The organism is Methylomonas sp. 2BW1-5-20, from assembly GCF_052474515.1.
The window spans coordinates 4,346,856-4,371,445 of record NZ_CP184127.1 but is presented as its reverse complement, the minus strand read 5'-3'; the positions used below and the strand labels follow the sequence as shown (position 1 = coordinate 4,371,445).

Sequence of the window (24,590 nt, the reverse complement as noted above, 5' to 3'; positions counted from 1 at the left end):
CCCTAGTAACGTTCGAAATGATTTAAATCGAACTCATGACCGACACTCTGATGTTGATGGTTGCTGACATGCTCATGCGGTTTCGGCTTATCGGCTTTTTTGACAGGCTTCGTTGCAGCTAGACTAAACGCTTTTTTGCCAGTGTTTTCCAGTCGAAAAAAACTCATCAAGGTTTGCAGTTGTTCTGCCTGACCGGTCATTTCTTCGGCGGTGGCGGCCAACTCCTCGCTGGCCGAGGCGTTTTGCTGAGTGATCTGATTCATTTGGTTCATCGCTATGTTCACCTGCGCCACCCCGGCCGATTGTTCCTGCGAAGCAGCGGCGATCTCTTGCACCAGATCCGAGGTTTTGGCAATGCTGGGCACGATTTCATCCAGCAGCTTGCCGGCGCTTTCGGCGGTTTCCACGCTGTTTTCCGCCAGTTCGCCGATCTCCTGCGCCGCAATTTGGCTGCGTTCCGCCAGTTTGCGAACTTCCGCGGCCACAACCGCAAAGCCTTTGCCGTGATCGCCGGCCCGTGCCGCTTCAATCGCTGCATTCAGCGCCAGCATATTGGTTTGATAGGCGATGTCGTCGATGATGCCGATTTTTTTGGCAATCTCGCGCATCGCGTCAACCGTCTGTTTCACCGCCACACCGCCTTGACTGGCTTCCATGGCGGCCTTGCTGGCCATGCCATCGGTGATTTTGGCATTCTCGGCGTTCTGGTTGATGCTAGCCGCCATTTCTTCGATGCTGGCGCTGGATTCTTCGACGCTGGCTGCCTGTTCGCTGGCGGCTTGCGACAGCGACTGCGAGGTGGAACTTATCTGTTCGGAGGCATAGCCCAGTTGGTTGGCAGCCGATATCACCTCGGCAATGGTCTGCGAAAGCTTGGCAATCGTGTTATTGACGGTGTCTTTAAATTCGCCCAACTGGCCTTTGTAGTTGCCATCCACAGTCCGGGTCAGGTCGCCCTGTTCCACCAGGCTCAATACTTCGACCGATTCGTTGAGCGGCAGAATTACGCCGTCCAAGGTCGCATTGACGCCTTCGACGATTTTACGGAAATCGCCTTGATGTTTGGTCGCGTCGGCTCGAGTGGCCAAACGGCCTTCGATGGCCGCGCCAGACAGCATATTGGCATCGGCAACCAAGGCATTCACCGCGTCGATACAGATATTCAAATTGTTTTTGATGGTGTTGAAATCGCCGTTGTAGCTGTCGGTGATCTTAACGGGAATCGCGCCTTTGGAGATACTCTCCACATAATCGGCGGCCACATTCAACGGGCCGATTACCGCATCCAGCGTTTGATTGACCCCTTCGACGATTTTGCGGAAATCGCCCTGATGTTTGGCCGCATCGGCTCGAGTGGCCAATCGGCCTTCGATGGCTGCGCTGGACAGCATATTGGCATCGGCAACCAAGGCATTCACCGCATCGATACAGGTATTCAGATTGTTTTTGATGGTGTTGAAGTCGCCGTTGTAGCTGTCGGTGATTTTTGCCGGAATATGGCCTTTGGCAATATTGTCCACGTACTCGGCCGCCACGTTGAGCGGACCGATTACCGCATCCAGCGTTTGATTGACCCCTTCCACTACTTTACGGAAATCACCCTGGTGTCTAGTCGCATCGGCCCTGGTAGCCAAACGGCCTTCCACGGCCGCTAACGACAGAACATCGGCGTCCTTAACCAGCGTCTGGATGGCATGTACCATGCCTTTCATGGCAGCCATGATGCTGCTGGTATCGCCAGCGTTCAGGTCAATCTGGGTACTGAGATCTCCCACCGCGATTTTGTTGGCCAAACCAGCCACGGCACCGGGCTCGCCACCCAATTGCCGCATCAGGCTACGAATAATAATCGTGGCAATCGCAATGCTCAAAATAAAGGCAAATACCGTGACTGTCAGCATCAAATTAAAGCTGGAGTCGTACAGATCGTCGGATTCCTTAGCTTGATTATTTAGCCTTTGCTCTTGAAAATCATTGATGTCGTCCAGCGACTTTAACAGCGCGGCATTCGCCGGCCTAAAGTCGTTCAATAAGAAATTGATCGCCTCCTGTTTACTCTTGCCGTTTTCCAGTAAACCGTAATATGTGTCGTATTTTTTCCCAACCTCTTGCCGCCTATCACTTAGGGTTTTCAACAATGCACGCCCGGCATCGGACTTGACAATCGCATCTAGCTTATCCAGAGAAATTTTATTCTCATCCTTGTTCTGCTGAATATCCTGCTTGATTTCTTTTACCTTGGCGTCATCGTCTATCACCGGCAAAATGTTCATATTGCGGGCAATCGTCAAGGTGTTTGTAATCATCTCGTTAGTAATTTTGACCTTGGCGTAGCCGTCATCCACCATGTTTTGCGTGGTGTCCGACAGCGACTTCATATTATTCAAGCCAATGCCGGCAACCAGAGCGAGCAAACTTAGTACCAGACCAAAAGCCAAACCCAACTTTGTAGCAATTTTCATGTTAGAAAACATACGAATATCCTTGTTTGGTGACGGTATACCTTCTACCGATCTATATGTAATTGAAGATGGACAAACCTGCCAAACCCAATACGACCTATCCGATTAACAGCAATAAACCTTGTGTGGCAGTCATTGTTGATCCCTCATTGAAGTAATTAAGAGTTTAATCCGCAGTTACACGCCGAATTTGTTGATTTGGATACTTTCGCCGTTCTCTCTTTGTTGTACATCCCAACTTTTGTCCGGCCTTTTGTCTGTAATACTTAAAGATTGCCAACTGTCTACATAAACGTAGTTCATTGCCGCAAAACTCGACCCTCGACGAGTTATCCGCTCTCCGGTAGGGCGCCACGCTCATGACCGACAGTACTCAAGGCCGCCATTTCGTCCACCGACAACACCTTGCTAACGTTCAATAAGATGACGAAACGGCCATTACGCTTGGCCATGCCGCTGATAAAATCCGGACGAATCCCCGTGCCGAAACTCGGGGCCGGCTCGATGTCTTCCTGACTGATTTCAACCACTTCGTTTACCGCGTCGACGATGATGCCGAGGTCTTGCGAACTATCTTCGTCGTCGCCGGCGGCTTCGACGATGACGATGCCGGTCCGCTTGACGACCGGCGTAGCGCCTTTACCGAAGCGCGCCTGCAGATCGACCACCGGCACTACGCTACCGCGCAGATTGATCACGCCGCGCACGAACGCCGGCATCATCGGTACTTCGGTGAGATTACCGTAATCGATGATCTCTTTGCTGCTTAATATCCCCAACGCATAGAGTTCGCCGCCAAGGGTAAAGGTCAGGTATTGCCCAGCCAGCGCAGTGGATTTATTTTGCGTTGCGGGCAATTTATCCTGGGTAGTTACGAGTGTATTCATAACCCCCCTCCTAGTAACGCTCGAACTGGTTTAAATCGAAGTCATGACCGATGTCAATAGTATTACCCTGAGCGATAGGCTTTAGCTTGGCGATCTTTTTCGCCGATTTCGCTACAGCAGGCGTTGATAGTTTTCTACCTCTGCCTTCCAACCTGAAAAAACTCATCAAGGTTTGCAGTTGTTCTGCCTGACCGGTCATTTCTTCGGCGGTGGCAGCCAATTGCTCGCTGGCGGAGGCGTTTTGCTGAGTGATCTGATTCATTTGGTTCATCGCTATGTTCACCTGCGCCACCCCGGCCGATTGTTCCTGCGAAGCAGCGGCGATCTCTTGCACCAGATCCGAGGTTTTGGCAATGCTGGGCACGATTTCATCCAGTAGCTTGCCCGCGCTTTCGGCGGTTTCCACGCTGTTTTCCGCCAGTTCACCGATCTCCTGTGCCGCGATTTGACTGCGTTCCGCCAGTTTGCGAACTTCCGCGGCCACAACCGCAAAGCCTTTGCCGTGATCCCCGGCCCGTGCCGCTTCAATCGCCGCATTCAGCGCCAGCATATTGGTTTGATAGGCGATGTCGTCGATGATGCCGATTTTTTTGGCGATCTCGCGCATGGCGTCAACCGTCTGTTTCACCGCCACACCCCCTTGACTGGCTTCCATGGAGGCCTTGCTGGCCATGCCATCGGTGATTTTGGCATTTTCGGCGTTCTGGTTGATGCTGGCCGCCATTTCTTCGATGCTGGCGCTGGATTCTTCGACGCTGGCTGCCTGTTCGCTGGCGGCTTGCGACAGCGTCTGCGAGGTGGCGCTTATCTGTTCGGAGGCGTTGCCGAGTTGATCGGCCGCGGAAATGACTTCGGAAATGGTTTGCGAAAGCTTGGCAATCGTGTTATTGACGGTATCTTTAAATTCGCCCAATTGGCCTTTGTAGTTGCCATCCACGGTCCGGGTCAGGTCGCCCTGTTCCACCAAGCTCAATACTTCGACCGATTCGTTGAGCGGCAGAATTACGCCGTCCAAGGTCGCATTGACGCCTTCGACGATTTTGCGGAAATCGCCCTGATGTTTGGCCGCGTCGGCTCTGACCTCCAACCGACCTTCGACCGCCGCCCTGGACAAGGTACCGACGTCGTCGATCAACGCCTTGATCGCCGACACCATTTTGTTCATTGCCACCATGACACTGGCAGTATCACCGGATTTAAGAATAATTTGGGTAGTCAAATCCCCCACGGAAATTTTGTAGGCCAAATTCGCCACGAAATCCGGTTCGCCGCCCAGTTGTCGCATCAGGTTTCTGGCAATGAAAAAACCCAAAGTGCCGATTGCCAAAATCGACAGCAGGGTAATGAGAACCGAAATGGTGGTGGCATTGGATTGAATAGCGGCCGCCTCGTTCGAGGCCTTAATGCTCAGACGCTGGTTATACTCGATATGATTTTTGAAGGCATCCGTCACTTTATTGACCACCGCCTGGTTGCTCGTCATGAAATCGCGAGCCTCGGTATTTTTGTTTTGCCGGGACAAATCGCGAACCTTGAGCCGTAATTTATCGTACTCCTCCAGACTGGCCCGGTCTTCCCGCAAAAGATTCTTATCTTCGTCATCGGCCAAAAGCTTTTCGTAGTCTTTCAACAATTTATCGATATTGGCACGCTTGTTATCGATATTCCGTTCAATCGTATCCATCACCGTATCGTCGGCTTGGGTCATATGCTGCCAGACGAGCGTGCGAATTCCAGCCAACTCATCGGAGGCATCATTTATCACAATAATGCTGGGCAAGATATTGACAGTGTTGTAATTGGTGGCGGTATACACTCTATCGATCTGTATGTAATTGAAGACAGACAAACCTGCCAAGCCCAATATGGCCGCTCCGATTAGCAGCAACAAACGCTGTGTAACTGTCATTATTGATCCCTCATTGAAGTAATTAAGAATTTAATCTGCGGTTGTGCGTCGAATTTGTCGGTTGGAGTCTTACGCCGTTCTATCTTGGGTGTACATCCATACAATTCGGCCGCTACAAATCAGTTTTTGACCGATCTTTCACTAGCAATACCAAAGATTAGCCAGCCGCCTACATAAACATAGTTCATTGCCGCAAAAATTCGACCCCGGCGAGTTATCCATTCTCAATCAGGGCGCCACGCTCATGACCGACAGTACTTAAGGCCACCATCTCGTCCACCGACAACACCTTGCTAACGTTCAATAAGATAACGAAGCGGCCGTTACGCTTGGCCATGCCGCTGATAAAATCCGGACGAATCCCCGTACCGAAACTAGGAGCCGGCTCGATGTCTTCCTGACTGATTTCGACCACTTCGTTTACCGCATCGACGATGATGCCGAGGTCTTGCGAGCTGTCTTCGTCGTCGCCGGCAGCCTCGACGATGACGATGCCGGTTCGCTTGGCTACCGGCGTGGCGCCTTTACCGAAGCGCGCCTGCAGATCGACCACCGGCACTACGCTGCCGCGCAGATTGATCACACCGCGCACGAACGCCGGCATCATCGGCACTTCGGTCAAATTGCCGTAATCGATGATCTCTTTGCTGCTTAATATCCCCAGCGCATAGAGCTCGCCGCCCAACGTGAAGGTCAGATATTGTCCGGCCAGCGCAGTGGATTTGTTTGGCGCTGTAAGCGCTTTATCCTGAGTGGTTGCGAGTGCTGTCATGGCTCTCTCCTAGTAACGCTCGAACTGATTTAAATCGAACTCGTGACCGTTACCTTGATGGCTGCCAGGATGGGCGCCAGCCTGCGCCGAAGTCTTTTGCTTATCGGCTTTCCTTACCGACTTCCCCGCGCCCTGTTTAAACGCGTTTTTGCCGCTGTTTTCCAGTCGGAAGAAGCTCATCAAGGTTTGCAGTTGTTCGGCCTGGCCGGTCATTTCTTCGGCGGTAGCCGCCAACTCCTCGCTGGCGGCGGCATTTTGCTGCGTGATCTGGTTCATTTGATTCATCGCGGTATTGATCTGGCTGACGCCGCTCGATTGTTCCTGCGAGGCAGCGGCGATCTCTTGCACCAGATCCGAGGTTTTGGCGATGCTGGGCACGATTTCATCCAGCAGCTTGCCCGCGCTTTCGGCGGTTTCCACGCTGTTTTCCGCCAGTTCGCCGATCTCCTGTGCCGCAATTTGGCTGCGTTCCGCCAGTTTGCGCACTTCCGCGGCCACGACCGCAAAGCCTTTGCCGTGATCCCCGGCCCGTGCCGCTTCAATCGCCGCATTCAGCGCCAGCATATTGGTTTGATAGGCGATGTCATCGATGATGCCGATTTTTTTGGCGATCTCGCGCATGGCGTCAACCGTCTGTTTCACCGCCACACCGCCTTGACCGGCTTCCGTTGCCGCCTTGCTCGCCATACCGTCGGTCACCTTGGCATTTTCGGTATTTTGATTGATGCTGGCCGCCATCTGCTCGATGCTGGCACTGGTTTCTTCGACGCTGGCCGCCTGTTCGCTGGCCGCTTGCGACAGCGTCTGCGAGGTGGAACTTATCTGTTCAGAGGCATTGCCCAGTTGATCGGCTGCGCTGATCACTTCGGCAATGGTTTCGGAGAGTTTGGCAACCGTGTTATTGAGGCTTTGTTTGACTCGGTCGAAGTCACCCTGACAGTCGCGGGTGACGGTTTGGGTCAGATCGCCTTCTTCCAGCGCTTGAGCAACCAGAATGGTGTCCTTGAAGGCAATATCGACGGTATCGGACAATTGGTTGAGCAACTCGGACAAGTCCTTGGTGTAACCGGCCTTGCCGTTCAGATTAATTTTGCTGTTGAAGTCACCTTTATTGGCTTGGGCCACGAGGGTTTTGATTTCGCCGACGACGCTGGTCAGGCTGTCCTGCATGGCTTTCATCGCCGCCGTCACGCTGGTAGTGTCGCCAGCTCTAAGGAAGATGGCCGTTGAAATGTCGCCGATAGCGATTTTGTTGGCGATCTCAGCTACAGCATCGGGCTCGCCACCGAGTTGTTTTATTAAGCCTTTGGTAATGAACCAGGCGATAACGATACCCAGCAGCAAAGCAAGCACGATGGTGAAAATAGCCAAGCTTTGAGAAGAAGCGTAAATTGCATCGCCTTTGGCGCTGGCCTCCTCGCCGCCCTTGGTATTGGTTGCCACCAATTTGAGTAACAGATCGGACGCTTCATTGAATAGTTTTTCCGATTCGCCGTTCATGATCACCATGGCGTCTTTGGTCTTCAGCGCTCGCGACAGCGGAATCATCTTGTCGTGTTGAACCAGATAGGCGTCGTACTTACGTTTGAATTCGTCGTAGATGGCCTGTTCTTCCGGCGAAGAAATCAGCTTGACGTAGGCCGCCTCGTTCTTACGGAATATCTCCATCACCGTCTTCATATCCCTTTCCGCCGCGTCCATCTCTTCCGATTTTTCGGAGACGACGTGCTTGAGTTCGGCGATGCGGTAATCGGAGGTATTGGTGTTCATCTCTTCGACATAACGTATCGAAGGCATCCAGTTAGTAGCAATCTCGGTCGCCATGCCGTTGATGTCGCCCATTTGCATCAGCGAGAAGATGCCTAGGAAGCAAAGCAGGGTCAGAAGCGACCCGAAGCCCAACGTCAGTTTTAATGCTATACCCATGTTTTTCATAGATTTATCGCCTTTGTAGTGTTTTACTGGTTCCCCACGCTCTGGCTTTGGGAGTCCAAAGATTTCAAAATTTCAACTCTGCGAGCCGCTTCCACTCTCAAGCGGGGTGTAGCGACCATGACCGACATTATTCAAGGCCGCCATCTCGTCCACCGACAACATCTTGCCAACGTTCAATTAAGATAACGAAACAGGGGTTACGCCTGTTGGGTCATGCCGCAGATGAACTCAGGGAGAATGCAGGTATGCCCGGTCCTAGAAGCGTTCGAACTGGCTTAAATCGAAGCCATGCTCGATGTCAGTACTACCCTGAGCGATAGTCTTTAGCTTGACGGCCTTTTTTGCCGACTTCGTTACAGCAGGCGTTGATAGTTTTCTGCCTCGGCCTTCCAGTCTGAAAAAGCTCATCAAGGTTTGCAGCTGTTCTGCCTGACCGGTCATCTCTTCGGCGGTGGCCGCCAATTGCTCGCTGGCGGCGGCATTTTGCTGGGTGAGCTGATTCATTTGGGTCATCGAAACATTCACCTGCGCCACCCCGGCCGATTGTTCTTGCGAGGCGGCGGTGATTTCCTGTACCAAGTCGGAGGTTTTGGCGATGCTGGGCACGATTTCATCCAGTAGCTTGCCCGCGCTTTCGGCTGTCTCGACGCTGTTTTCCGCCAGTTCACCGATCTCCTGTGCCGCGATTTGGCTGCGTTCCGCCAGTTTGCGAACTTCCGCGGCCACGACCGCAAAGCCTTTGCCGTGATCGCCGGCCCGTGCCGCTTCAATCGCCGCATTCAGCGCCAGCATATTGGTTTGATAGGCGATGTCGTCGATGATGCCGATTTTTTTGGCGATCTCGCGCATGGCATCTACGGTTTGCTTAACCGCTACGCCACCTTGACCGGCTTCCGTGGCGGCCTTGCTGGCCATGCTATCGGTGATTTTGGCATTCTCGGCGTTCTGGTCGATACTGGCCGCCATTTGCTCGATACTGGCGCTGGTTTCTTCGACGCTGGTGGCTTGTTCGCTGGCGGCTTGCGACAATGACTGCGAGGTTGAGTTTATCTGTTCGGAGGCGTTGGAAAGCTGATCCGCCGCCGAAATAACCTTCGAAATGGTCTGCGAAAGTTTAGCGACGGTGCTGTTAACCGTGTCTTTAAATTCGCCTAACTGGCCTTTGTAGTTGCCATTCACAGTGCGGGTCAGATCGCCCTGTTCCAGTAAGGCCAATACTTCGACCGATTCGTTGAGCGGCAGGATCACGCCGTCCAAAGTCGCATTGACGTCTTCAACGATTTTACGGAAATCGCCCTGGTGTTTAGTCGCGTCGGCTCTCGTGGTCAACCGGCCTTCGATGGCCGCGCCGGACAGCATATCGGCATCGGCAACCAAGGCATTCACCGCGTCGATACAGGTATTCAAATTGTTTTTGATGGTGTTGAAATCGCCGTTGTAGCTGTCGGTGATCTTAGCGGGAATCGCGCCTTTGGAGATACTCTCCACATAATCGGCGGCCACATTCAACGGGCCGATTACCGCATCCAGCGTTTGATTGACCCCTTCGACGATTTTGCGGAAGTCGCCCTGATGTTTGGCCGCGTCGGCTCGAGTGGCCAATCGGCCGTCGATGGCTGCGCTGGACAGCATATTAGCATCGGCGACCAAGGCATTCACCGCATCGATACAGGTATTGAGGTTGTTTTTGATGGTGTTGAAATCGCCGTTGTAACTGTCGGTGATCTTAGCGGGAATCGCACCTTTAGAGATACTCTCTACATAATCGGCGGCCACATTCAACGGGCCGATTACCGCATCCAGCGTTTGATTGACCCCTTCGACGATTTTGCGGAAATCGCCTTGGTGTTTGCTGGCATCCGCGCGGGTAGCTAGACGGCCTGCAACAGCGGCAGTCGATAACACATTGGCGTCGGCTACTAGGGCGTTCACCGCGTCGATACAGGTATTCAGGTTGTTTTTGATGGTGTTGAAATCGCCGTTGTAACTGTCAGTGATTTTCGCCGGAATCTCGCCTTTGGCGATGTTGTCCACGTATTCGGCGGCCACGTTAAGCGGCCCCACTAAGGCATCCAGTGTGCTATTAACGCCTCCCAGCATAGTCCGGTACTCGCCTTCATGTTTAGTCAAATCGGCACGTGAACTGAGATTGCCCTGTGCAGCAGCGCTAGAAAGCGTTTTTACGTCAGCAATCAAACCCTGCAATGAGGCCTTAACGGTAATGAGCGATCGAATCATTAAACCAAGTTCATCATTGCTTTGTACATCTGCGTTAAACGAAAAATCGCCTGCGGACATTTTGCTGGCGACATCAGCAGCATTTTGTACACCTCGAATGACCGGACGAATCAAAATTAGCCAAAGCAAGGCAATCTGTAGTACTAGCGCTGCGATCACGGTAATTAATAAATTGGTATCAAGCCTCGCCTTTTCTTGCTCAAACTGCTGATCGCCGTTGATTTTTAAATCGGCTGCGGCTAGTTCAGCTGCCTTGCTCAGTTCTTGATAGATGGTTGCGACAGTTTGGTCGATTTCCGCATCGATGTCGCTGATTTGCGGGGTTAGGACATGACCGCTACGTTTCAACGCCGAAAACAGTTCGTTTTCAGTGGTAACGATCAGTTTCCGCAGAGCTGCGTCGCTATTAAGCACCAAATTGTTAATATTATCCGGGTAAGTATGGCTTTTAATTGAGGCCATCGATCTAATCGCTTCGTCCCGACTCTGGTACCACTCATTCACGGTATCGTCATTAAAACCATTAATAATCGTGTTAGCGACACTACTGTATAGGCCTCTACCAAGATAGCTGCCGTTGCTTAACAGTTCGACATATTTAACCTGGGCGAGATTAGCCTCATGTGCATGTTGCATACTGTCAGAGGCAGAACTCGCCACTGCAAAAATCACTGTGACCATTATCAAAGTGACAACCAAGCCAATAGCGGCTCTGGTCTTTATGCTTAAGCTATTGATAAATCTGTTGACTTTTCCTGCCTTGAAAGGGTTTTTAATTTTTTTTGTCCTGATTGCCGTATAGAGGTCATTTGCCGCCACAACTTCAGAAGGATCCGGTTTAAGCCGAATTGAACGGTAACCTATAATTTGACCATTTTCCTTGATCGGTGAAACATTGGCATCGACCCAATAGAAATCGCCTTGCTTAGAACGGTTTTTTACCAAACCGCGCCAGGTCCACCCTGCCGATACCGTCCGCCACATCCATTCATAGGCCTCTTCCGGCATATCCGGATGACGCACGATGTTATGCGGTTGGCCCAATAATTCCTCTTCGCTAAAGCCACTCAGCTTGACGAACGCCGGACTGGCACTAGTGATAACTCCAAGAACGTCCGTGGTGGACGTAAGAATGTCATCTTCGGAAAAATGCAGTTCGACATTAGTAATTGGCTGATTATTTCTCACGGCGGATATTCCTCGCTAGTGTCGGGTGTGTTTTTTCAATTGAGATTGGACTTGAGCCAATTACATATTGCATTGCAACTGATGCTCGAAAGCACTCACTAATACCGGCACATCCAGAATCAGCGCCACGTCACCACTGCCCAAAACAGTGGAACCGCCGAGTCCTGCTACATGCCCAAATAATTTTCCGCGCGGTTTGATCACGGTATGAAACTCGCCAATTAACCGGTCATCAGCCAAACTGGTCTTGACTCCAACCGAGTGCACCACGACCGCATTAGGCCTGCGCGGCTATTCGCCGCGAATGTTAAATAGCTCACGCAAACGGATGAACAGCAACACTCAAGGCCGCCATCTCGTCCGTTGCGAGAGCTCACGGCCCGCTCCTAGAAGCGCTCGAATTGGTTTAAATCAAAGTCATGATCGATACCTACGCTCGCCAGAGCAACGGGCTTAAACTTGGTGGGCTTTTTTGCGGACTTACTTGCGATAGGCATAGATGCTCTGCCGCCGCCATTTTCGAGTCGGAAAAAGCTCATCAGCGTTTGCAGCTGTTCTGCCTGACCGGTCATTTCTTCGGCGGTAGCCGCCAATTGCTCGCTGGCCGAGGCATTTTGCTGCGTGATCTGATTCATTTGGTTCATCGCCAGATTCACCTGCGCCACGCCGGTCGATTGCTCCTGCGAGGCGGCGGCGATCTCTTGCACCAGATCCGAGGTTTTGGCGATGCTGGGCACGATTTCATCCAGTAGCTTGCCGGCGCTTTCGGCGGTTTCCACGCTGTTTTCCGCCAGTTCGCCGATCTCCTGCGCCGCGATTTGGCTGCGTTCCGCCAGTTTGCGCACTTCCGCGGCCACGACCGCAAAGCCTTTGCCGTGATCGCCGGCCCGCGCCGCTTCGATGGCGGCATTTAGCGCCAGCATATTGGTTTGATAGGCGATGTCGTCAATGATGCCGATTTTTTTGGCGATCTCGCGCATGGCGTCAACCGTCTGTTTCACGGCTTCGCCGCCTTGGCTGGCTTCCGTGGCCGCCTTACTTGCCATGCCGTCGGTCACCTTGGCATTGTCCGCATTCTGGTTGATGCTGGCCGCCATTTGCTCAATGCTGGCGCTGGATTCTTCGACGCTGGCCGCCTGTTCGCTGGCGGCTTGCGACAGCGACTGCGAGGTGGAACTTATCTGTTCGGAGGCGTTGGAAAGCTGGTCGGCAGCCGTGATAACCTCCGAAATCGTCTGCGAAAGTTTAGCGATGGTATTGTTAACCGTATCTTTGAATTCGCCCAACTGGCCTTTGTAGTTACCGTTCACGGTCCGGGTCAGATCGCCTTGCTCGACCAACCTCAACACCTCCACTGCTTCGTTAACCGGCAGAATCACGCCGTCCAGGGTTTTATTGACCCCCGTCACTAACTGGTTCCAGCCGCCCACAAACAAAGACGCGTCGGCCCGGGTATCAAGTTGACCTTCCGCCGCGGCATGAATGATGATGTCGGTTTGCGCCAGCAAATCGTTCATCATCTGCACTGCCGCATTAAGGTTGCCTTTGATTATGTTGTACTGGCCTTTGTATTCGGTCGTGATAGCAGGCGGCACGATGCCTTTGGCTATTTTATCGACATAATCGGCGGTGACATTCAGCGGATTGACTATGTTGGTAATGGTGTCGTTGATGCCTTGTACCAACTTGCCGAAATCGCCTTGATGTTTGGAAGCATCCGCACGAGTGTCTAGCTGACCGTCGGCCGCGGCTCTGATCAGATTGTCAGTATCGGCCATCACTGCTTTCAGGTTACCTCGCACCAGTTCGATAGTGTCGTTGATAAACGCTTTTTTACCCGGCAACCGCTCCATGGGGGCGTCGAAATTACCTGCGCCGAAGGCCTTAATAACTTCCATGGCTTTTTTCTTAACGGCTATGTGCCCGGCTACCATGTCGTTGACACCCTTGGCCATGGTACCGAACTCGCCTTGAAATTTTGCGGCATCCATAAAAACGTCTATGTCTCCCGCATCGTGTTCCCGGCTCATATGCGCCATATCAGCGAGAACGCCTTTCAGATTGCCGCGCATTTGTTCGATGGTATCGTTGATAAAGGCTTTTTTGCCTGGCAGTTGTTCCATCTTCGCGTCGAAATTGCCTTCGCCGAAAGCTTTGAATACCGCCATCGCTTTCTTTTTGACGGCAATATGCCCGCTGACCATTTGGTTAACGCCCGATGCCACCGATTTAAAACTACCTTGGAATTTATGCTGGTCAACCATCACATCGATATCGCCTTTTTCATGCTCGGCTGCCATATGATCCATGTCCGCCAATAAGGCTTTGATGTTATCGCTAAGCTGCTTCATGTTTGCCAGGACGCTGACGCTATCGCCCGCTTTTAGTTGAATAGCACTTGTCAGATCCCCTTGCGAAATTTTATAGGCTAAGTCCGCAACAAAAGCAGGCTCGCCGCCTAGTTGCCGCAACAGATTACGGAGGATAAAAAAGCCCAGCATCCCCATCACCAGTATGGTCAGAAACGCAATGATGGAAGAAAGCAATACCGCGCTGGACTTAGCCGAACCGGCAACGTCCATTGAAGTATTTCCTAGCTTCTGGTTGTACGCGCTATGGTCTGCGAACCCGTCGATTAATTTCTTAATCGCAGCTTGGCCCTCTAACAGCACATCCCTGGCTTCTTCCATTTTGCCTGCTCTAGACAAGTCACGAACTTTCAAGCGCAAGGCATCGTATTCCGCTAGATTCGCTCTATCTGCGCCTAATAACTTCTTATCTTCGTTGTCGGCAAGCAACGGTTCATAGTCTTTTAACAGCTTATCTATCTTGGTGCGGTTGGCATCTATTTTTTGCTCCGCAGTTTCTTTTGCGGCTTTATCAGTGAGCAGAATATGCTGCCAAACCAACGCGCGAATATTGGACACTTCGTCGGCCACATCATTCAGCAGTAGTACGCTAGGCAGCGTATTAAAAGAGTTAAAGCTGGCAGCCGTAAAAACTTTATCGATCTGCATGTAATTAAATCCGGCCAAACCGGCCAAACCCAATACCGCCGAAGCGGTTAATAGTAACAAACGTTGTGTGACAGTCATTGTTGGTCCCCGTGTAATAAATAAGTACTTCTACTTCTTGCGAGTCGGTTCCTGAGTGTTGCCGGACTTCGTCGCACTGTTTTCTGTCGATCTTGTTAATGGCAATGAGTTGAACGCCGCGCCCTATGTTCAAGGAAGATAAACAATCCGGGCACACCTGGAATCGACGCTCTCGCCGCGGCTCCCATATTTGAGCAGCCGCAGCCCAACTTCATGCGAACCAATCGCTTTTCCGAACACATTTTGCTGTCAAGAATTCGAGTTTTTCGTTTTAAAAGCTTAAGCGTCGGCTATTTATGCTTGCGCAACTAGATTTGCGCCGACACTCAAGGCCGCCATCTCGTCCACCGACAGCACCTTGCTAACATTCAATAAGATAACGAAGCGGCCGTTACGCTTGGCCATGCCGCTGATAAAATCCGGACGAATCCCCGTGCCGAAACTCGGGGCCGGCTCGATGTCTTCCTGACTGATTTCAACCACTTCGTTTACCGCGTCGACGATGATGCCGAGGTCTTGCGAGCTGTCTTCGTCGTCGCCGGCAGCCTCAACGATGACGATGCCGGTTCGCTTGGCTACCGGCGTGGCGCCTTTTCCGAAGCGCGCCTGCAGATCGACCACCGGCACTACGCTGCCGCGCAGATTGATCACGCCGCGCACGAACGCCGGCATCATCGGCACTTCGGTCAAATTGCCGTAATCGATGATCTCTTTGCTGCTTAATATCCCCAGCGCATAGAGCTCGCCGCCCAACGTGAAGGTCAGATATTGTCCGGCCAGCGCAGTGGATTTGTTTGGCGCTGTAAGCGCTTTATCCTGAGTGGTTGCGAGTGCTGTCATGGCTCTCTCCTAGTAACGCTCGAACTGATTTAAATCGAACTCGTGACCGTTACCTTGATGGCTGCCAGCATGGGCGCCAGGATGGGCGCCAGCCTGCGCCGAAGTCTTTTGCTTATCGGCTTTTCTTACCGACTTCCCCGCGCCCTGTTTAAACGCGTTTTTGCCGCTGTTTTCCAGTCGGAAGAAGCTCATCAAGGTTTGCAGTTGTTCGGCCTGGCCGGTCATTTCTTCGGCGGTAGCCGCCAACTCCTCGCTGGCGGCGGCGTTTTGCTGCGTGATCTGGTTCATTTGATTCATAGCGGTATTGATCTGGCTGACACCGGTCGATTGTTCCTGCGAGGCGGCGGCGATTTCCTGCACCAAATCGGAGGTTTTGGCGATGCTGGGCACGATTTCATCCAGCAGCTTGCCGGCACTTTCGGCGGTTTCCACGCTGTTTTCCGCCAGTTCGCCGATCTCCTGCGCCGCAATTTGGCTGCGTTCCGCCAGTTTGCGCACTTCCGCGGCCACGACCGCAAAGCCTTTGCCGTGATCGCCGGCCCGCGCCGCTTCAATCGCCGCATTCAGCGCCAGCATATTGGTTTGATAGGCGATGTCGTCGATGATGCCGATTTTTTTGGCGATCTCGCGCATGGCATCCACGGTTTGCTTGACGGCAGCGCCGCCTGAGACCGCTTCCTGCGAGGCCTTGGTGGCCATACCGTCGGTTACTTTGGCATTTTCGGCATTCTGGCCGATGCTGGCCGCCATCTCCTCAACGCTGGCACTGGTTTCCTCTACGCCCGCGGCTTGTTCGCTGGATGCTTGCGACAGGCTTTGCGAGGTAGCCTGGATTTGCTCGGACGCGTAGCCCAATTGTTCCGCCGCGGAGATGACTTCGGAAATGGTTTGCGACAATTTGGCGACGGTGTTGTTGACGGTATCCTTGAACTCGGCGAGTTGGCCTTGATAATTGCCCTTTACCACGCGGGTCAGGTCGCCTTGTTCGACCAGGGTAAGCACTTCGACCGCTTCGTTGACCGGCAGCACAATGCCGTCGATGATGTCGTTGATGCCTTGCACCAGCCGGCGAAAATCGCCTTGATGTTTGCCGGCATCGGCGCGGGTATCCAACCGGCCGTCCGCCGCGGCTTTAATCAAGGTATCTGTATCGGAGATCACCGCTCTTAAATTGGCGCGGATCTTATCGATAGCATCGTTGATGAACACTTGTTTTCCAGGCTGCTTTTCAATATCCGCGTCCAAATTACCTTGGCCGAATTGCTCGAAACAGGCGATTGCCTTCCGGTTGACGGCGATATTGGCGCCGACCATGTCGTTGACGCCCTGTGCCATTGTTCTGAAACTGCCTTGAAATTTGCCGCTATCAACAACGGCGTCGACTTCACCTTTTTCGTGTTCGCGGGCCATGTGGTCCATATCGGCCAGCAGGGCTTTAATGGTGTCGCTCATGTGCTTCATGGCGGCCATCACACTGGCGGTATCGTTGGCTTTCAGAGAAATTTCGGCGCTCAAATCGCCGACTGCGATTTTGTTAGCCAGCTCGGCGACCTGATCCGGTTCGCTGCCCAATTGGCGCATCAAATTGCGAATGATCATCCAACTCATAATCCCGACCATCAGTGTGATCAGTAGCGCGATGGCGACTGAAATATTGGTGGCGCTTTGCTGAATCCGGCTCGCTTCGAGCATCCCTTGGTCGGCCAGTTGTGAGTTGTAATCCAATTCGGTTTGGATTGCGTCCTGCAGTTTTTTGACGGCCGGCATCAATTCCTCTCTGACGACCACTTCAGCATCCTTGGTGCGGTTTTGCTTAGAGAATTCGAAGACTTTTAGGCGCGGAACATCGTATGCCGCCAATAGCGATTTAACGTTGTCGAGCATGGCCTGTTCCTTGGCATCTGAAACGCAACCCGCTCCGTTGCAGGCATCCGTGGCGTAGCGCTTCAGACTGTCGTCCAATTTCGCGCGGGTTTCGGCGATTTTAGGCTCTAGTGCCGCCATCCCAGCCGGATCGGTGATGATGACGTGAAACAACGAGTTTTCCCTCAAATCGGCAAGATGTTTTCGGACCTCAAAAAATGCACGATAGGTAGGGACCGTGTTGACGCCGGCATAACTCGCTGCCTCGTAAACTTTCGCGAGCTGGAAATAGCCCAATAGTGCCAATCCGACCAAACCCATTATGGCGGAAGACGACAGTAGTAAAAGTCTCTGTTTAACAGTCATGGTGTTTCTCCCTGAATGTGGTTAAGTATCGGGAATTTTGGTAGAACATCGTGGAAATCCGAGCCGAAGCGATACGTTCGAGTTAGCATTTACGCCGGTTTTGGTCGAAATAACTTGACGCTTCCATCCTTGCCGGATACTGGCGTAAACCGTTGAACGCGCATTCGGGCAATATGTCCACGATCCGCGAAACGGTTTAGCTCATCTTGATTCATCGGATGTGGAGCTTTTGCTTTCGGTGCATCGAATTTGGCGTTGCCGGTCTTATATTCCAGACCGTCGGCAATCGACGAAGCCCGGGCACTGTCGTTATAGTAGTTTGCCCCCATGCCCAGTGCCCCAACCGGTGAGACCGTGGCATTTTCGGGTAAACCGTAAAGGCCGGTATATTCGCCTTGAACAAAGCCATCGACATACTCGCTGGTCAACAATGCACCCAGGCGGATGCGATGACCGACAAAATCGTAGCTGTTTTCATGCGCCGTCGCGGTGGATGGATCGAAATATCCCCAGTTTTCATACCGGATGCGCATGTCGCCGCTGATGCGCAGATGCTCGTTTATTTGTCCGAAAGCCTTTACTTCCTCGGCTTGACCAACTTGGGCCAACAACATGGCGGGTAGCAAAATAACCTGTCTCAAATTCGGTAATTTTCCTAGCGTTCTCATCGTTTCAGATCCTTAGTTCAAATCGCATTGGGTAGGCTCCGCGTAGCGGTTCAAGCCTCCAATCTGTCGTTAAACCCTTTCCCGCAGCAAATCGAAAAAATGCAAGAGCCCCTATCATCGGTGGCTGCGGTAACAAGCAAATGCGGATAGACGGTAAAACCCCGCCCTCGCTAATTTTTAGTGGTTGCGATGGCTGCCCTGTTCCTGCTGCCGCAGCATGATGGGTACATCGATAATCAGTGCGACTTCGCCGCTGCCGAGAATCGTTGAGCCGCCGACCCCTTGAACATGGCTAAACAGTTTACCCAGCGGTTTGATGACGGTTTGCAGTTCGCCCAGTAGACGATCAACCACCAGCCCGGCTTTGGAACCCAGATGCTCGACTACGATAACGTTTTGACGCTTTGCCTCCGGTCCGCTTTTACGGAACAATTGCCGTAAGCGGATAAAGGGTAGAACCTCTCCGCGCAGTTCCATGTAATCGCGGTGATCATCGGCCGGCAATTCCAGACACTCCACGACCCGGTCCAGCGGGATAACATAAGACGCATCGCCGACGCCCGCCAAAAACCCATCGATAATCGCCAATGTCAGCGGCAATTGAATTTTTAGCGTGGTACCGCGCCCAGGTACGCTATCGATGTCGATAACGCCGCGCAGTTCGGCGATATTGCGCTTCACCACATCCATGCCGACACCGCGCCCGGACAGGTTGGAAATCTGGTCCGCGGTGGAAAAACCGGGTTCGAAAATCAAGGCAAAGATTTCCTGATCGCTGAGCGCCGCGCCGGCTTGAATCAATCCGCGTTCGATGGCTTTGGCGAGAATTTTGTCGCGATTGAGGCCGCCGCCGTCGTCGCCGACTTCGATAACAATATTGCCGGAGCTGTGATAGGCATTTAATGACAGTGTGCCTTGCGCCGGCTTGCCGGCTTGCAGCCGCTGTTCCGCTCGCTCGATGCCGTGATCCATCGCGTTACGCACTAAATGCATTAAGGGGTCGCCAATTTTTTCCACTACCGATTTGTCCACTTCGGTGTCGGCGCCGGCGATTACCAGCTTGATATCTTTGCCCAGTTCCTTGCTGACATCCCGCACCACGCGCTGAAACCGGCTAAACGTGGTACCTATCGGCACCATCCGTAATTGCAAAGCGCTGTCGCGTACCTCTTCAACCAGGCTAATGACATTGGCATTGGCCTCCTGCAAGGCAATATTGGCGGTTTGCATCCCTCGCAGACTGGCTGCGGCACTGGCGATTACCAGCTCGCCGATCAAATCGATCAGTTTGTCCAGCCGTTCGGCATCCACGCGGATGCTTTGATTTTCCCTCGCTTTGTGATCCTTGATCTGTTGTTGTTTTTCCAGGGCGGCATTGACCAGCGGCTGTTGCACGACCTGTTGCTCCACCAATATTTCACCGATGCGCGCACTGGGCTGCACCGCTTGATCTTGTTGCGCGTTGAGTCCTTCTTGCAATTCGCGTTGCGTGATCACGCCGCTTTTCAACAACAACTCGCCGAGCTGCGCATTGTCTTCGCCCAAGGACTCGATCAGTTCGACGTAATAGGGAATTCGGTTTTCCAGCGGCAAAATGTGGATATAACTACCGTCGCGGACAAAATCGAACACGCTTTCGATAGTCGCTTTGTCGGCGTCGCTTTTCAGAACGATTTCAAAGCCCAAATAACTGGTTTCCGGATCCATGTTGTCGGCATCGGGCATCGCATGACTGAAGGTCGTCAAGGTCACGATCTGGCCCAAAGTCGCCAAATAGCGAATGAACGACAAGGGGTCCATGCCGTCGCGCAGACAGTTTTCACCGAATTGAATAAACAAATGCCAATTGCCGCTGTCAATCGCGCCGCCGCCGCTGGCCTCGATCCGGTCTTCGGTATCGGAAACGGCGGTCATGGCCTGCTTCGGCTCCGGTTTCAAAAACGACTCCAATTCCTCCAGCAACTGCCTTTGCGCGGTCGATAACGACGGTTCTGCATCGACCTTACCGTCGGCAACCCCTTGAATTAATTCAATCATGTGGTCGCAACAAGGCAATAATGCGGCAACCAGCTCCGGCGATACGCTCAACTTGCCGTCGCGCAATGTATCGAGTACGCTTTCGACAACATGAGTAAAGGCAACGATATGATCCAAACCGAACAAGCCGGCCGAACCTTTGATGGTATGGGCTGCACGGAATATCGCGTTAATCCGTTCCGCCGGCTCGGGATCGACTTCCAAACCCAGTAGGCTCTCTTCCATGTCCTGCAACAACTCTAAACTTTCGATTACAAAAGTCTTAAGTGCATCTCGCATTTGCTCGTCAAAACTCATTTTGCATACTCCTTTTAATTTTGGGTCAGCACGACCTGATCACCGAAGGCGCCAGTCAAATTCGCCAGTTCCAACGCATCCAGCACCGCTTTGCTATGCATCACGAAGCGCAGATTTTTACCCAGATGCGCGGCCTCGCGTTTAATCAGAATCAACAATTGCAAGCCGGCGGCATCGATTTCCGTGACATTGGCAAAATTTATTTCCAGATCGTCGCCGGCAGTTAGAAAAACCAACAGATTGGTCTTTTGCTCAGCGGCGGTATAAATGGTCAACTCGTCTTTAATGGTTAGGCTTGGCATGGAAGGACTCTTCTAAAAAGACTAATGGGACAAAAGAACGGAAAGCCGGTTTGACCTTCCGCCGTTCATGTAACAATCACGGCAGGATTAGCTTGGAAACGGCCGCCAACATCTGAGCGGGCTGAAACGGCTTTACCACCCAGGCCTTGGCGCCGGCTGAATTGACCTTCCTGCTTTTTCGATTCTTGCGATTCGGTCGTCAACATAATTACCGGCGTGAATTTATAAGCCGACAATTGTTTTAGTTCCTTTACAAAGGTAATACCGTCCATATTCGGCATGTTCACGTCGGAAATGATCAGGTGTATTTTTTGACCGTTGAGCTTACTCAAACCATCCTTGCCATCGGACGCTTCTATCACGTCATAACCTGCACCTTTCAAAGCAATACTGACAACTTGACGCACGGATGCGGAATCGTCGACCACTAAAATTGTTTTTGCCATATTTCCAAATCCTAGAAAAAAGTAATGTCTTGGGTTTGAGGAGTGACGGGTCGGCCGCCCTGGCTATGAGCGCGGTGCTCCGATTCCATCGTATAAGTACTGGTCAGGCCGGATAAAATTTGCTCGGCTTCCAGCGGCCGCAATGCAAATATTCCACCCGCATGACTGCGATTCAATTGCTGCGGAAAATCGGAGATGCTGTCCCTAACGTGCACCAATATCTGTCCGATACGATCCTGAAATTGAAAATGCACCAACGAGTCGTCGATCTCACCCTTAATCGCATGCGCCGAATGGCTAAGACCGCTTGAATAGTTCTGCAAGTTCGCAAACACCTCGTGCAAATTATCCATCACTGTTTGAATATTGCCGTTGCAAGTCGATACGGCCTCCGCCTCGTTTTGCGCGCTTTTTTCCACCGCCGTCAAGGCCGTGCGGATGGCCGAGCTGACCTGTTCTACTTTGGCGCCGATCTGCTTACCGGTGTCTCCCGATAAGTTCGACAGTTTTCTAACCTCATCGGCCACCACTGCAAATCCCCGGCCGGCTTCACCGGCTCTGGCGGCTTCGATAGCCGCGTTCAAGGCAATAAGGTTAGTCTGCTCCGCAATACGCGCCACTTCCTTGGCCATCTGCTTTAGTTCGTCTACAAAAGTGGCCAACGAACGAATCCGCTGTAAAACCGCTAAATTTTCTTGCAACGCCGCATCCATGGAACTGACTACTTTTTGCAAGTGAACGTTGCTGGTTGCAAACACGTCCTCGTCATTACCACTCAACACGGAATGGGAGGATTGCAGGGCACTATCGATATTGCTGGTAATCCCGGCAAAGCGCTGAGTCAGCATGGTGATGGCCTGCTCGATTTGTTGCCGGGACGAATCGATTTGTGTCGCCCATACCGGGGTTACTTGCTCGGCAAAGCGATCAAGGCCGGCAACATATTTTTCCACTTCACTCACCGATAACGCCGGAGCTTGGTTCGCCAATTCATTTTGCGCCGCGGCGACAAATCGATTTTTGGTAATCCACGCGGCAAGGCCGGCTGAAATCAACGCAACACACAAAAAAGCCAGCAATAGGAATATAGGCATGCAGTCTCATTCTCCAGATAGGTTTTTGGTCCGGAACTAGTACTAGCCACCAATCATTCAAGCAGGGTGGCTGTCAAATTCTTCCACGCCAAAAGTATAGGCAGGAATATTTTGTTTAGCCATAAACCATCTGACTTTTTGTAGGATTTATCTCACAACCCGGATTTAATTTGCGAACTCCCTGGCGAAAGCCGCTTGCAATACGTATCTAAGGCTTTTAAAGTGCCTAGCTGTTTTTATCGCGTCTTGCAAGGATATTAGCGTTCATGAATCACTACCCCGAAAAAACTTGTAGTATCGACCGTCTGGTTCGCCACCCGAAACTGGTAGCGGCAACACTGGCCGGCGAAAAAACTCAGCAGCGCCGTGACGGTTTATACGCATACCCCGGCGAAACTTTTGTCTTGGAAGATGTGGTATTTGAAGTAACTGGCGTGGAACGCCAAAGGATAGGCGATATGAGCGACGCAGACGCGCGCGCCGAGGGTTATCCTAGCTTGGCAATGTACAAGGATTTAATACTGAAAATGCACAGCGGTATGGAATGGAATGAAGACGGTCTAGTGTGGGTACACAGTTTCAAGCGTCAACAGCCGGAATAAGGATACCTTTCTCGGCCAGTTCCCGCAAAATTGGCAGGCCGTTAGACATTAAGGCCTCTACATCAAGTTGCGGGAACTCGGCGGCTACCGCTCGCAGGCACGACTCGCCGCTCATTCCTCCTTGATCCTGGAAGATTTGCAGCAAGCGAATGGTCAGCCCGGTGGTTTTAAGAAAATGCACCTGATCATACTCGTCGCGATGAACGATCAGGCAACTTGGCTGCTCCGGCGCTTCCCTCGGTAAAAAGCCGGGGCCTATGGCTTGCACCGGATACCGGTACAGTAAAGGCCAGGCCAAGGGTGACAAAGCTATGCGTCGTAATAGCAGGTTCTCCAGAAAATCGCCGCTCCCCAACACTGGCGTGTCCTTGGCAATCGACAAGGCCATCTCCACCCATTCGTAATGCGCCAATTCCAGCAGGAACGGATAATCGTCCGGATTGTTACGTTCGTTTTGCAGATATGCTAAAAACTCTTCCGCTATTTCCGAGAAATACGGGGTTTCGCAGCGGTGCCGGGCAAAAAAATCCTGCGTCAATTCCAGCCATTGCGCATCGCTGAGAATAGTCCGCAACACCGGAAAATTGCTGGCAATAAAGCTGTCGATGTTATTGAAAAACAACTCGCGGTACATCGCCATGCGCCGGTGATCGACGTCTGCCGGCTTAGGGTTGTTTTCGGGATCGCGGATATAGGCGGCGAATTGGCTTTGCGTCGCCTGCAACTGGGTAGCCATCACGCCACCTGTTTTTGTCTATCAGCCAAATAGTGCTGCTGAATGACTTGGATGGTGCCGACTTCTTTTAATAATTCATCGACAGACGGGATATTGAAATCCCGTTCCAGCAAGGTCGGAAATACGCCGAAAAGGCCATAAGCCTTGCCTAGTAAACTCCAGACCGGATCAATCACCGGCGCGCCGTGGGTATCGACCAGAAAATCCTCGGCTTCTACATAATGGCCGGCAATGTGGGCGTAAGCGATACGTTCCGCGGGCATCGCCCGTAGAAAAGATTCCGCGTCGTAACCGTGATTGACGCTATTGACGTAGATGTTATTGATGTCGAGCAACACGTCGCAGTCGGCTTCCGCGACTACCGCGTTGAAAAAATCGATCTCTTTCATTTCCCGGCCCGGCGCGGCGTAATAGGAAATGTTTTCGATAGCCATGCGCTGCTCCAGAATATCCTGGACTCTACGAATGCGCGCGGCAGTATGTTTGACGGCATCTTCGGTAAACGGCATCGGCATCAAGTCGTACAAATGCCCGTCGTGGCTGCAATAGCTGAGATGTTCGCTGTAAAATTTGATACCGTGTTCGCGCATAAACACTTTCAAATCGCGCACAAACCGTTCGTCCAACGCATCGCTGCTGCCTATGGATAAAGACAACCCGTGGCAGACAAAATCGAAACGCTCGGTCATGGCCCGAAATTGCTTGCCGAACTTGCCGCCAATTGTCATCCAGTTTTCCGGCGCCACTTCGTAAAAGCCGACATTGTCTGGCGGCTGTCCGACAATCTCACCCAAAAACGTCCGCCGCAAACCTAAGCCGGCGCCGTGAACGAGATTGCGAACACTTTCCACGG

The 24,590-nt window shown here is 52.3% G+C and carries 17 protein-coding genes and 1 pseudogene; 1 reads left to right on the top strand and 17 read right to left on the bottom strand.

Going from position 1 to position 24,590, the window contains the following annotated elements:
* Positions 1 to 2: 2 nt before the first annotated feature.
* The 15 genes and pseudogenes from ACH50O_RS20165 to ACH50O_RS20095 form a co-directional block, all read right to left on the bottom strand.
* Complete coding sequence (locus ACH50O_RS20165; protein ID WP_446809537.1) at positions 3 to 2,462, bottom strand: methyl-accepting chemotaxis protein; 2,460 nt, start codon at positions 2,460 to 2,462, stop codon at positions 3 to 5.
* A gap of 329 nt (positions 2,463 to 2,791) precedes the next feature.
* Complete coding sequence (locus ACH50O_RS20160) at positions 2,792 to 3,349, bottom strand: chemotaxis protein CheW (RefSeq protein WP_446809536.1); 558 nt, start codon at positions 3,347 to 3,349, stop codon at positions 2,792 to 2,794.
* Positions 3,350 to 3,359: 10 nt separating this feature from the next.
* Positions 3,360 to 5,258 carry a HAMP domain-containing methyl-accepting chemotaxis protein gene (locus ACH50O_RS20155; protein ID WP_446809535.1) on the bottom strand — a complete coding sequence of 633 codons (1,899 nt, stop codon included), beginning with the start codon at positions 5,256 to 5,258 and terminating at the stop codon, positions 3,360 to 3,362.
* 214 nt (positions 5,259 to 5,472) lie between these two features.
* Positions 5,473 to 6,030 (bottom strand): chemotaxis protein CheW, encoded by a 558-nt coding sequence (locus ACH50O_RS20150; RefSeq protein ID WP_446809534.1) that lies wholly within the window; start codon positions 6,028 to 6,030, stop codon positions 5,473 to 5,475.
* Between the two features lie 9 nt (positions 6,031 to 6,039).
* Positions 6,040 to 7,965, bottom strand: a complete 1,926-nt coding sequence (locus tag ACH50O_RS20145) for a HAMP domain-containing methyl-accepting chemotaxis protein (RefSeq protein WP_446809533.1) — start codon at positions 7,963 to 7,965, stop codon at positions 6,040 to 6,042.
* A 255-nt stretch (positions 7,966 to 8,220) separates the two neighbouring features.
* Positions 8,221 to 11,391 carry a methyl-accepting chemotaxis protein gene (locus tag ACH50O_RS20140; protein ID WP_446809532.1) on the bottom strand — a complete coding sequence of 1,057 codons (3,171 nt, stop codon included), beginning with the start codon at positions 11,389 to 11,391 and terminating at the stop codon, positions 8,221 to 8,223.
* Positions 11,392 to 11,451: 60 nt separating this feature from the next.
* Positions 11,452 to 11,631: a hypothetical protein gene (locus tag ACH50O_RS20135; RefSeq protein ID WP_446809531.1), complete on the bottom strand. Its 180-nt coding sequence runs from the start codon at positions 11,629 to 11,631 to the stop codon at positions 11,452 to 11,454.
* Positions 11,632 to 11,777: 146 nt separating this feature from the next.
* On the bottom strand, positions 11,778 to 14,486 hold the full coding sequence (locus ACH50O_RS20130; protein WP_446809530.1) for a methyl-accepting chemotaxis protein: 2,709 nt from the start codon (positions 14,484 to 14,486) through the stop codon (positions 11,778 to 11,780).
* A 294-nt stretch (positions 14,487 to 14,780) separates the two neighbouring features.
* Positions 14,781 to 15,326: a chemotaxis protein CheW gene (locus ACH50O_RS20125; RefSeq protein ID WP_446809529.1), complete on the bottom strand. Its 546-nt coding sequence runs from the start codon at positions 15,324 to 15,326 to the stop codon at positions 14,781 to 14,783.
* A gap of 9 nt (positions 15,327 to 15,335) precedes the next feature.
* Positions 15,336 to 17,555, bottom strand: a complete 2,220-nt coding sequence (locus ACH50O_RS20120) for a HAMP domain-containing methyl-accepting chemotaxis protein (RefSeq protein WP_446809528.1) — start codon at positions 17,553 to 17,555, stop codon at positions 15,336 to 15,338.
* Between the two features lie 89 nt (positions 17,556 to 17,644).
* Complete coding sequence (locus ACH50O_RS20115; RefSeq protein ID WP_446809527.1) at positions 17,645 to 18,223, bottom strand: hypothetical protein; 579 nt, start codon at positions 18,221 to 18,223, stop codon at positions 17,645 to 17,647.
* A 177-nt stretch (positions 18,224 to 18,400) separates the two neighbouring features.
* Positions 18,401 to 20,557, bottom strand: a complete 2,157-nt coding sequence (locus ACH50O_RS20110) for a chemotaxis protein CheW (protein ID WP_446809526.1) — start codon at positions 20,555 to 20,557, stop codon at positions 18,401 to 18,403.
* Positions 20,558 to 20,571: 14 nt separating this feature from the next.
* Positions 20,572 to 20,859 (bottom strand): STAS domain-containing protein, encoded by a 288-nt coding sequence (locus ACH50O_RS20105; protein ID WP_446809525.1) that lies wholly within the window; start codon positions 20,857 to 20,859, stop codon positions 20,572 to 20,574.
* Positions 20,860 to 20,935: 76 nt separating this feature from the next.
* Positions 20,936 to 21,305, bottom strand: a pseudogene (locus tag ACH50O_RS20100) (response regulator).
* A gap of 11 nt (positions 21,306 to 21,316) precedes the next feature.
* Entirely contained in the window at positions 21,317 to 22,399 is a 1,083-nt protein-coding gene (locus tag ACH50O_RS20095) for a methyl-accepting chemotaxis protein (RefSeq protein WP_446809524.1), read from the bottom strand.
* 266 nt (positions 22,400 to 22,665) lie between these two features.
* Between ACH50O_RS20095 and ACH50O_RS20090 the strand changes: the two genes are divergently transcribed.
* Positions 22,666 to 23,001: an ASCH domain-containing protein gene (locus tag ACH50O_RS20090; RefSeq protein WP_446809523.1), complete on the top strand. Its 336-nt coding sequence runs from the start codon at positions 22,666 to 22,668 to the stop codon at positions 22,999 to 23,001.
* Here the strand turns inward: ACH50O_RS20090 and ACH50O_RS20085 are convergent.
* A complete protein-coding gene (locus ACH50O_RS20085) occupies positions 22,979 to 23,737 on the bottom strand; it encodes an HvfC family RiPP maturation protein (RefSeq protein ID WP_446809522.1) in 759 nt (252 codons plus the stop codon). The two genes, ACH50O_RS20090 and ACH50O_RS20085, sit on opposite strands and share 23 nt — an antisense overlap.
* The gene (locus tag ACH50O_RS20080; protein ID WP_446809521.1) at positions 23,737 to 24,588 is read right to left on the bottom strand and encodes an HvfB family MNIO-type RiPP peptide maturase; all 852 of its coding nucleotides are present in this window, start codon (positions 24,586 to 24,588) and stop codon (positions 23,737 to 23,739) included. The genes ACH50O_RS20085 and ACH50O_RS20080 overlap by 1 nt, the downstream gene beginning before the upstream one ends.
* Between the last annotated feature and the right edge of the window lie 2 nt (positions 24,589 to 24,590).

Excerpts from the sequence above, each read along its gene's own strand:
- ACH50O_RS20165 (WP_446809537.1), bottom strand. The coding sequence starts at position 2,462 with ATGAAAATTGCTACAAAGTTGGGTTTGGCTTTTGGTCTGGTACTAAGT.
- ACH50O_RS20160 (WP_446809536.1), bottom strand. The coding sequence starts at position 3,349 with ATGAATACACTCGTAACTACCCAGGATAAATTGCCCGCAACGCAAAAT.
- ACH50O_RS20155 (WP_446809535.1), bottom strand. The coding sequence starts at position 5,258 with ATGACAGTTACACAGCGTTTGTTGCTGCTAATCGGAGCGGCCATATTG.
- ACH50O_RS20150 (WP_446809534.1), bottom strand. The coding sequence starts at position 6,030 with ATGACAGCACTCGCAACCACTCAGGATAAAGCGCTTACAGCGCCAAAC.
- ACH50O_RS20145 (WP_446809533.1), bottom strand. The coding sequence starts at position 7,965 with ATGAAAAACATGGGTATAGCATTAAAACTGACGTTGGGCTTCGGGTCG.
- ACH50O_RS20130 (WP_446809530.1), bottom strand. The coding sequence starts at position 14,486 with ATGACTGTCACACAACGTTTGTTACTATTAACCGCTTCGGCGGTATTG.
- ACH50O_RS20125 (WP_446809529.1), bottom strand. The coding sequence starts at position 15,326 with ATGACAGCACTCGCAACCACTCAGGATAAAGCGCTTACAGCGCCAAAC.
- ACH50O_RS20120 (WP_446809528.1), bottom strand. The coding sequence starts at position 17,555 with ATGACTGTTAAACAGAGACTTTTACTACTGTCGTCTTCCGCCATAATG.
- ACH50O_RS20115 (WP_446809527.1), bottom strand. The coding sequence starts at position 18,223 with ATGAGAACGCTAGGAAAATTACCGAATTTGAGACAGGTTATTTTGCTA.
- ACH50O_RS20110 (WP_446809526.1), bottom strand. The coding sequence starts at position 20,557 with ATGAGTTTTGACGAGCAAATGCGAGATGCACTTAAGACTTTTGTAATC.
- ACH50O_RS20105 (WP_446809525.1), bottom strand. The coding sequence starts at position 20,859 with ATGCCAAGCCTAACCATTAAAGACGAGTTGACCATTTATACCGCCGCT.
- ACH50O_RS20095 (WP_446809524.1), bottom strand. The coding sequence starts at position 22,399 with ATGCCTATATTCCTATTGCTGGCTTTTTTGTGTGTTGCGTTGATTTCA.
- ACH50O_RS20090 (WP_446809523.1), top strand. The coding sequence starts at position 22,666 with ATGAATCACTACCCCGAAAAAACTTGTAGTATCGACCGTCTGGTTCGC.
- ACH50O_RS20085 (WP_446809522.1), bottom strand. The coding sequence starts at position 23,737 with ATGGCTACCCAGTTGCAGGCGACGCAAAGCCAATTCGCCGCCTATATC.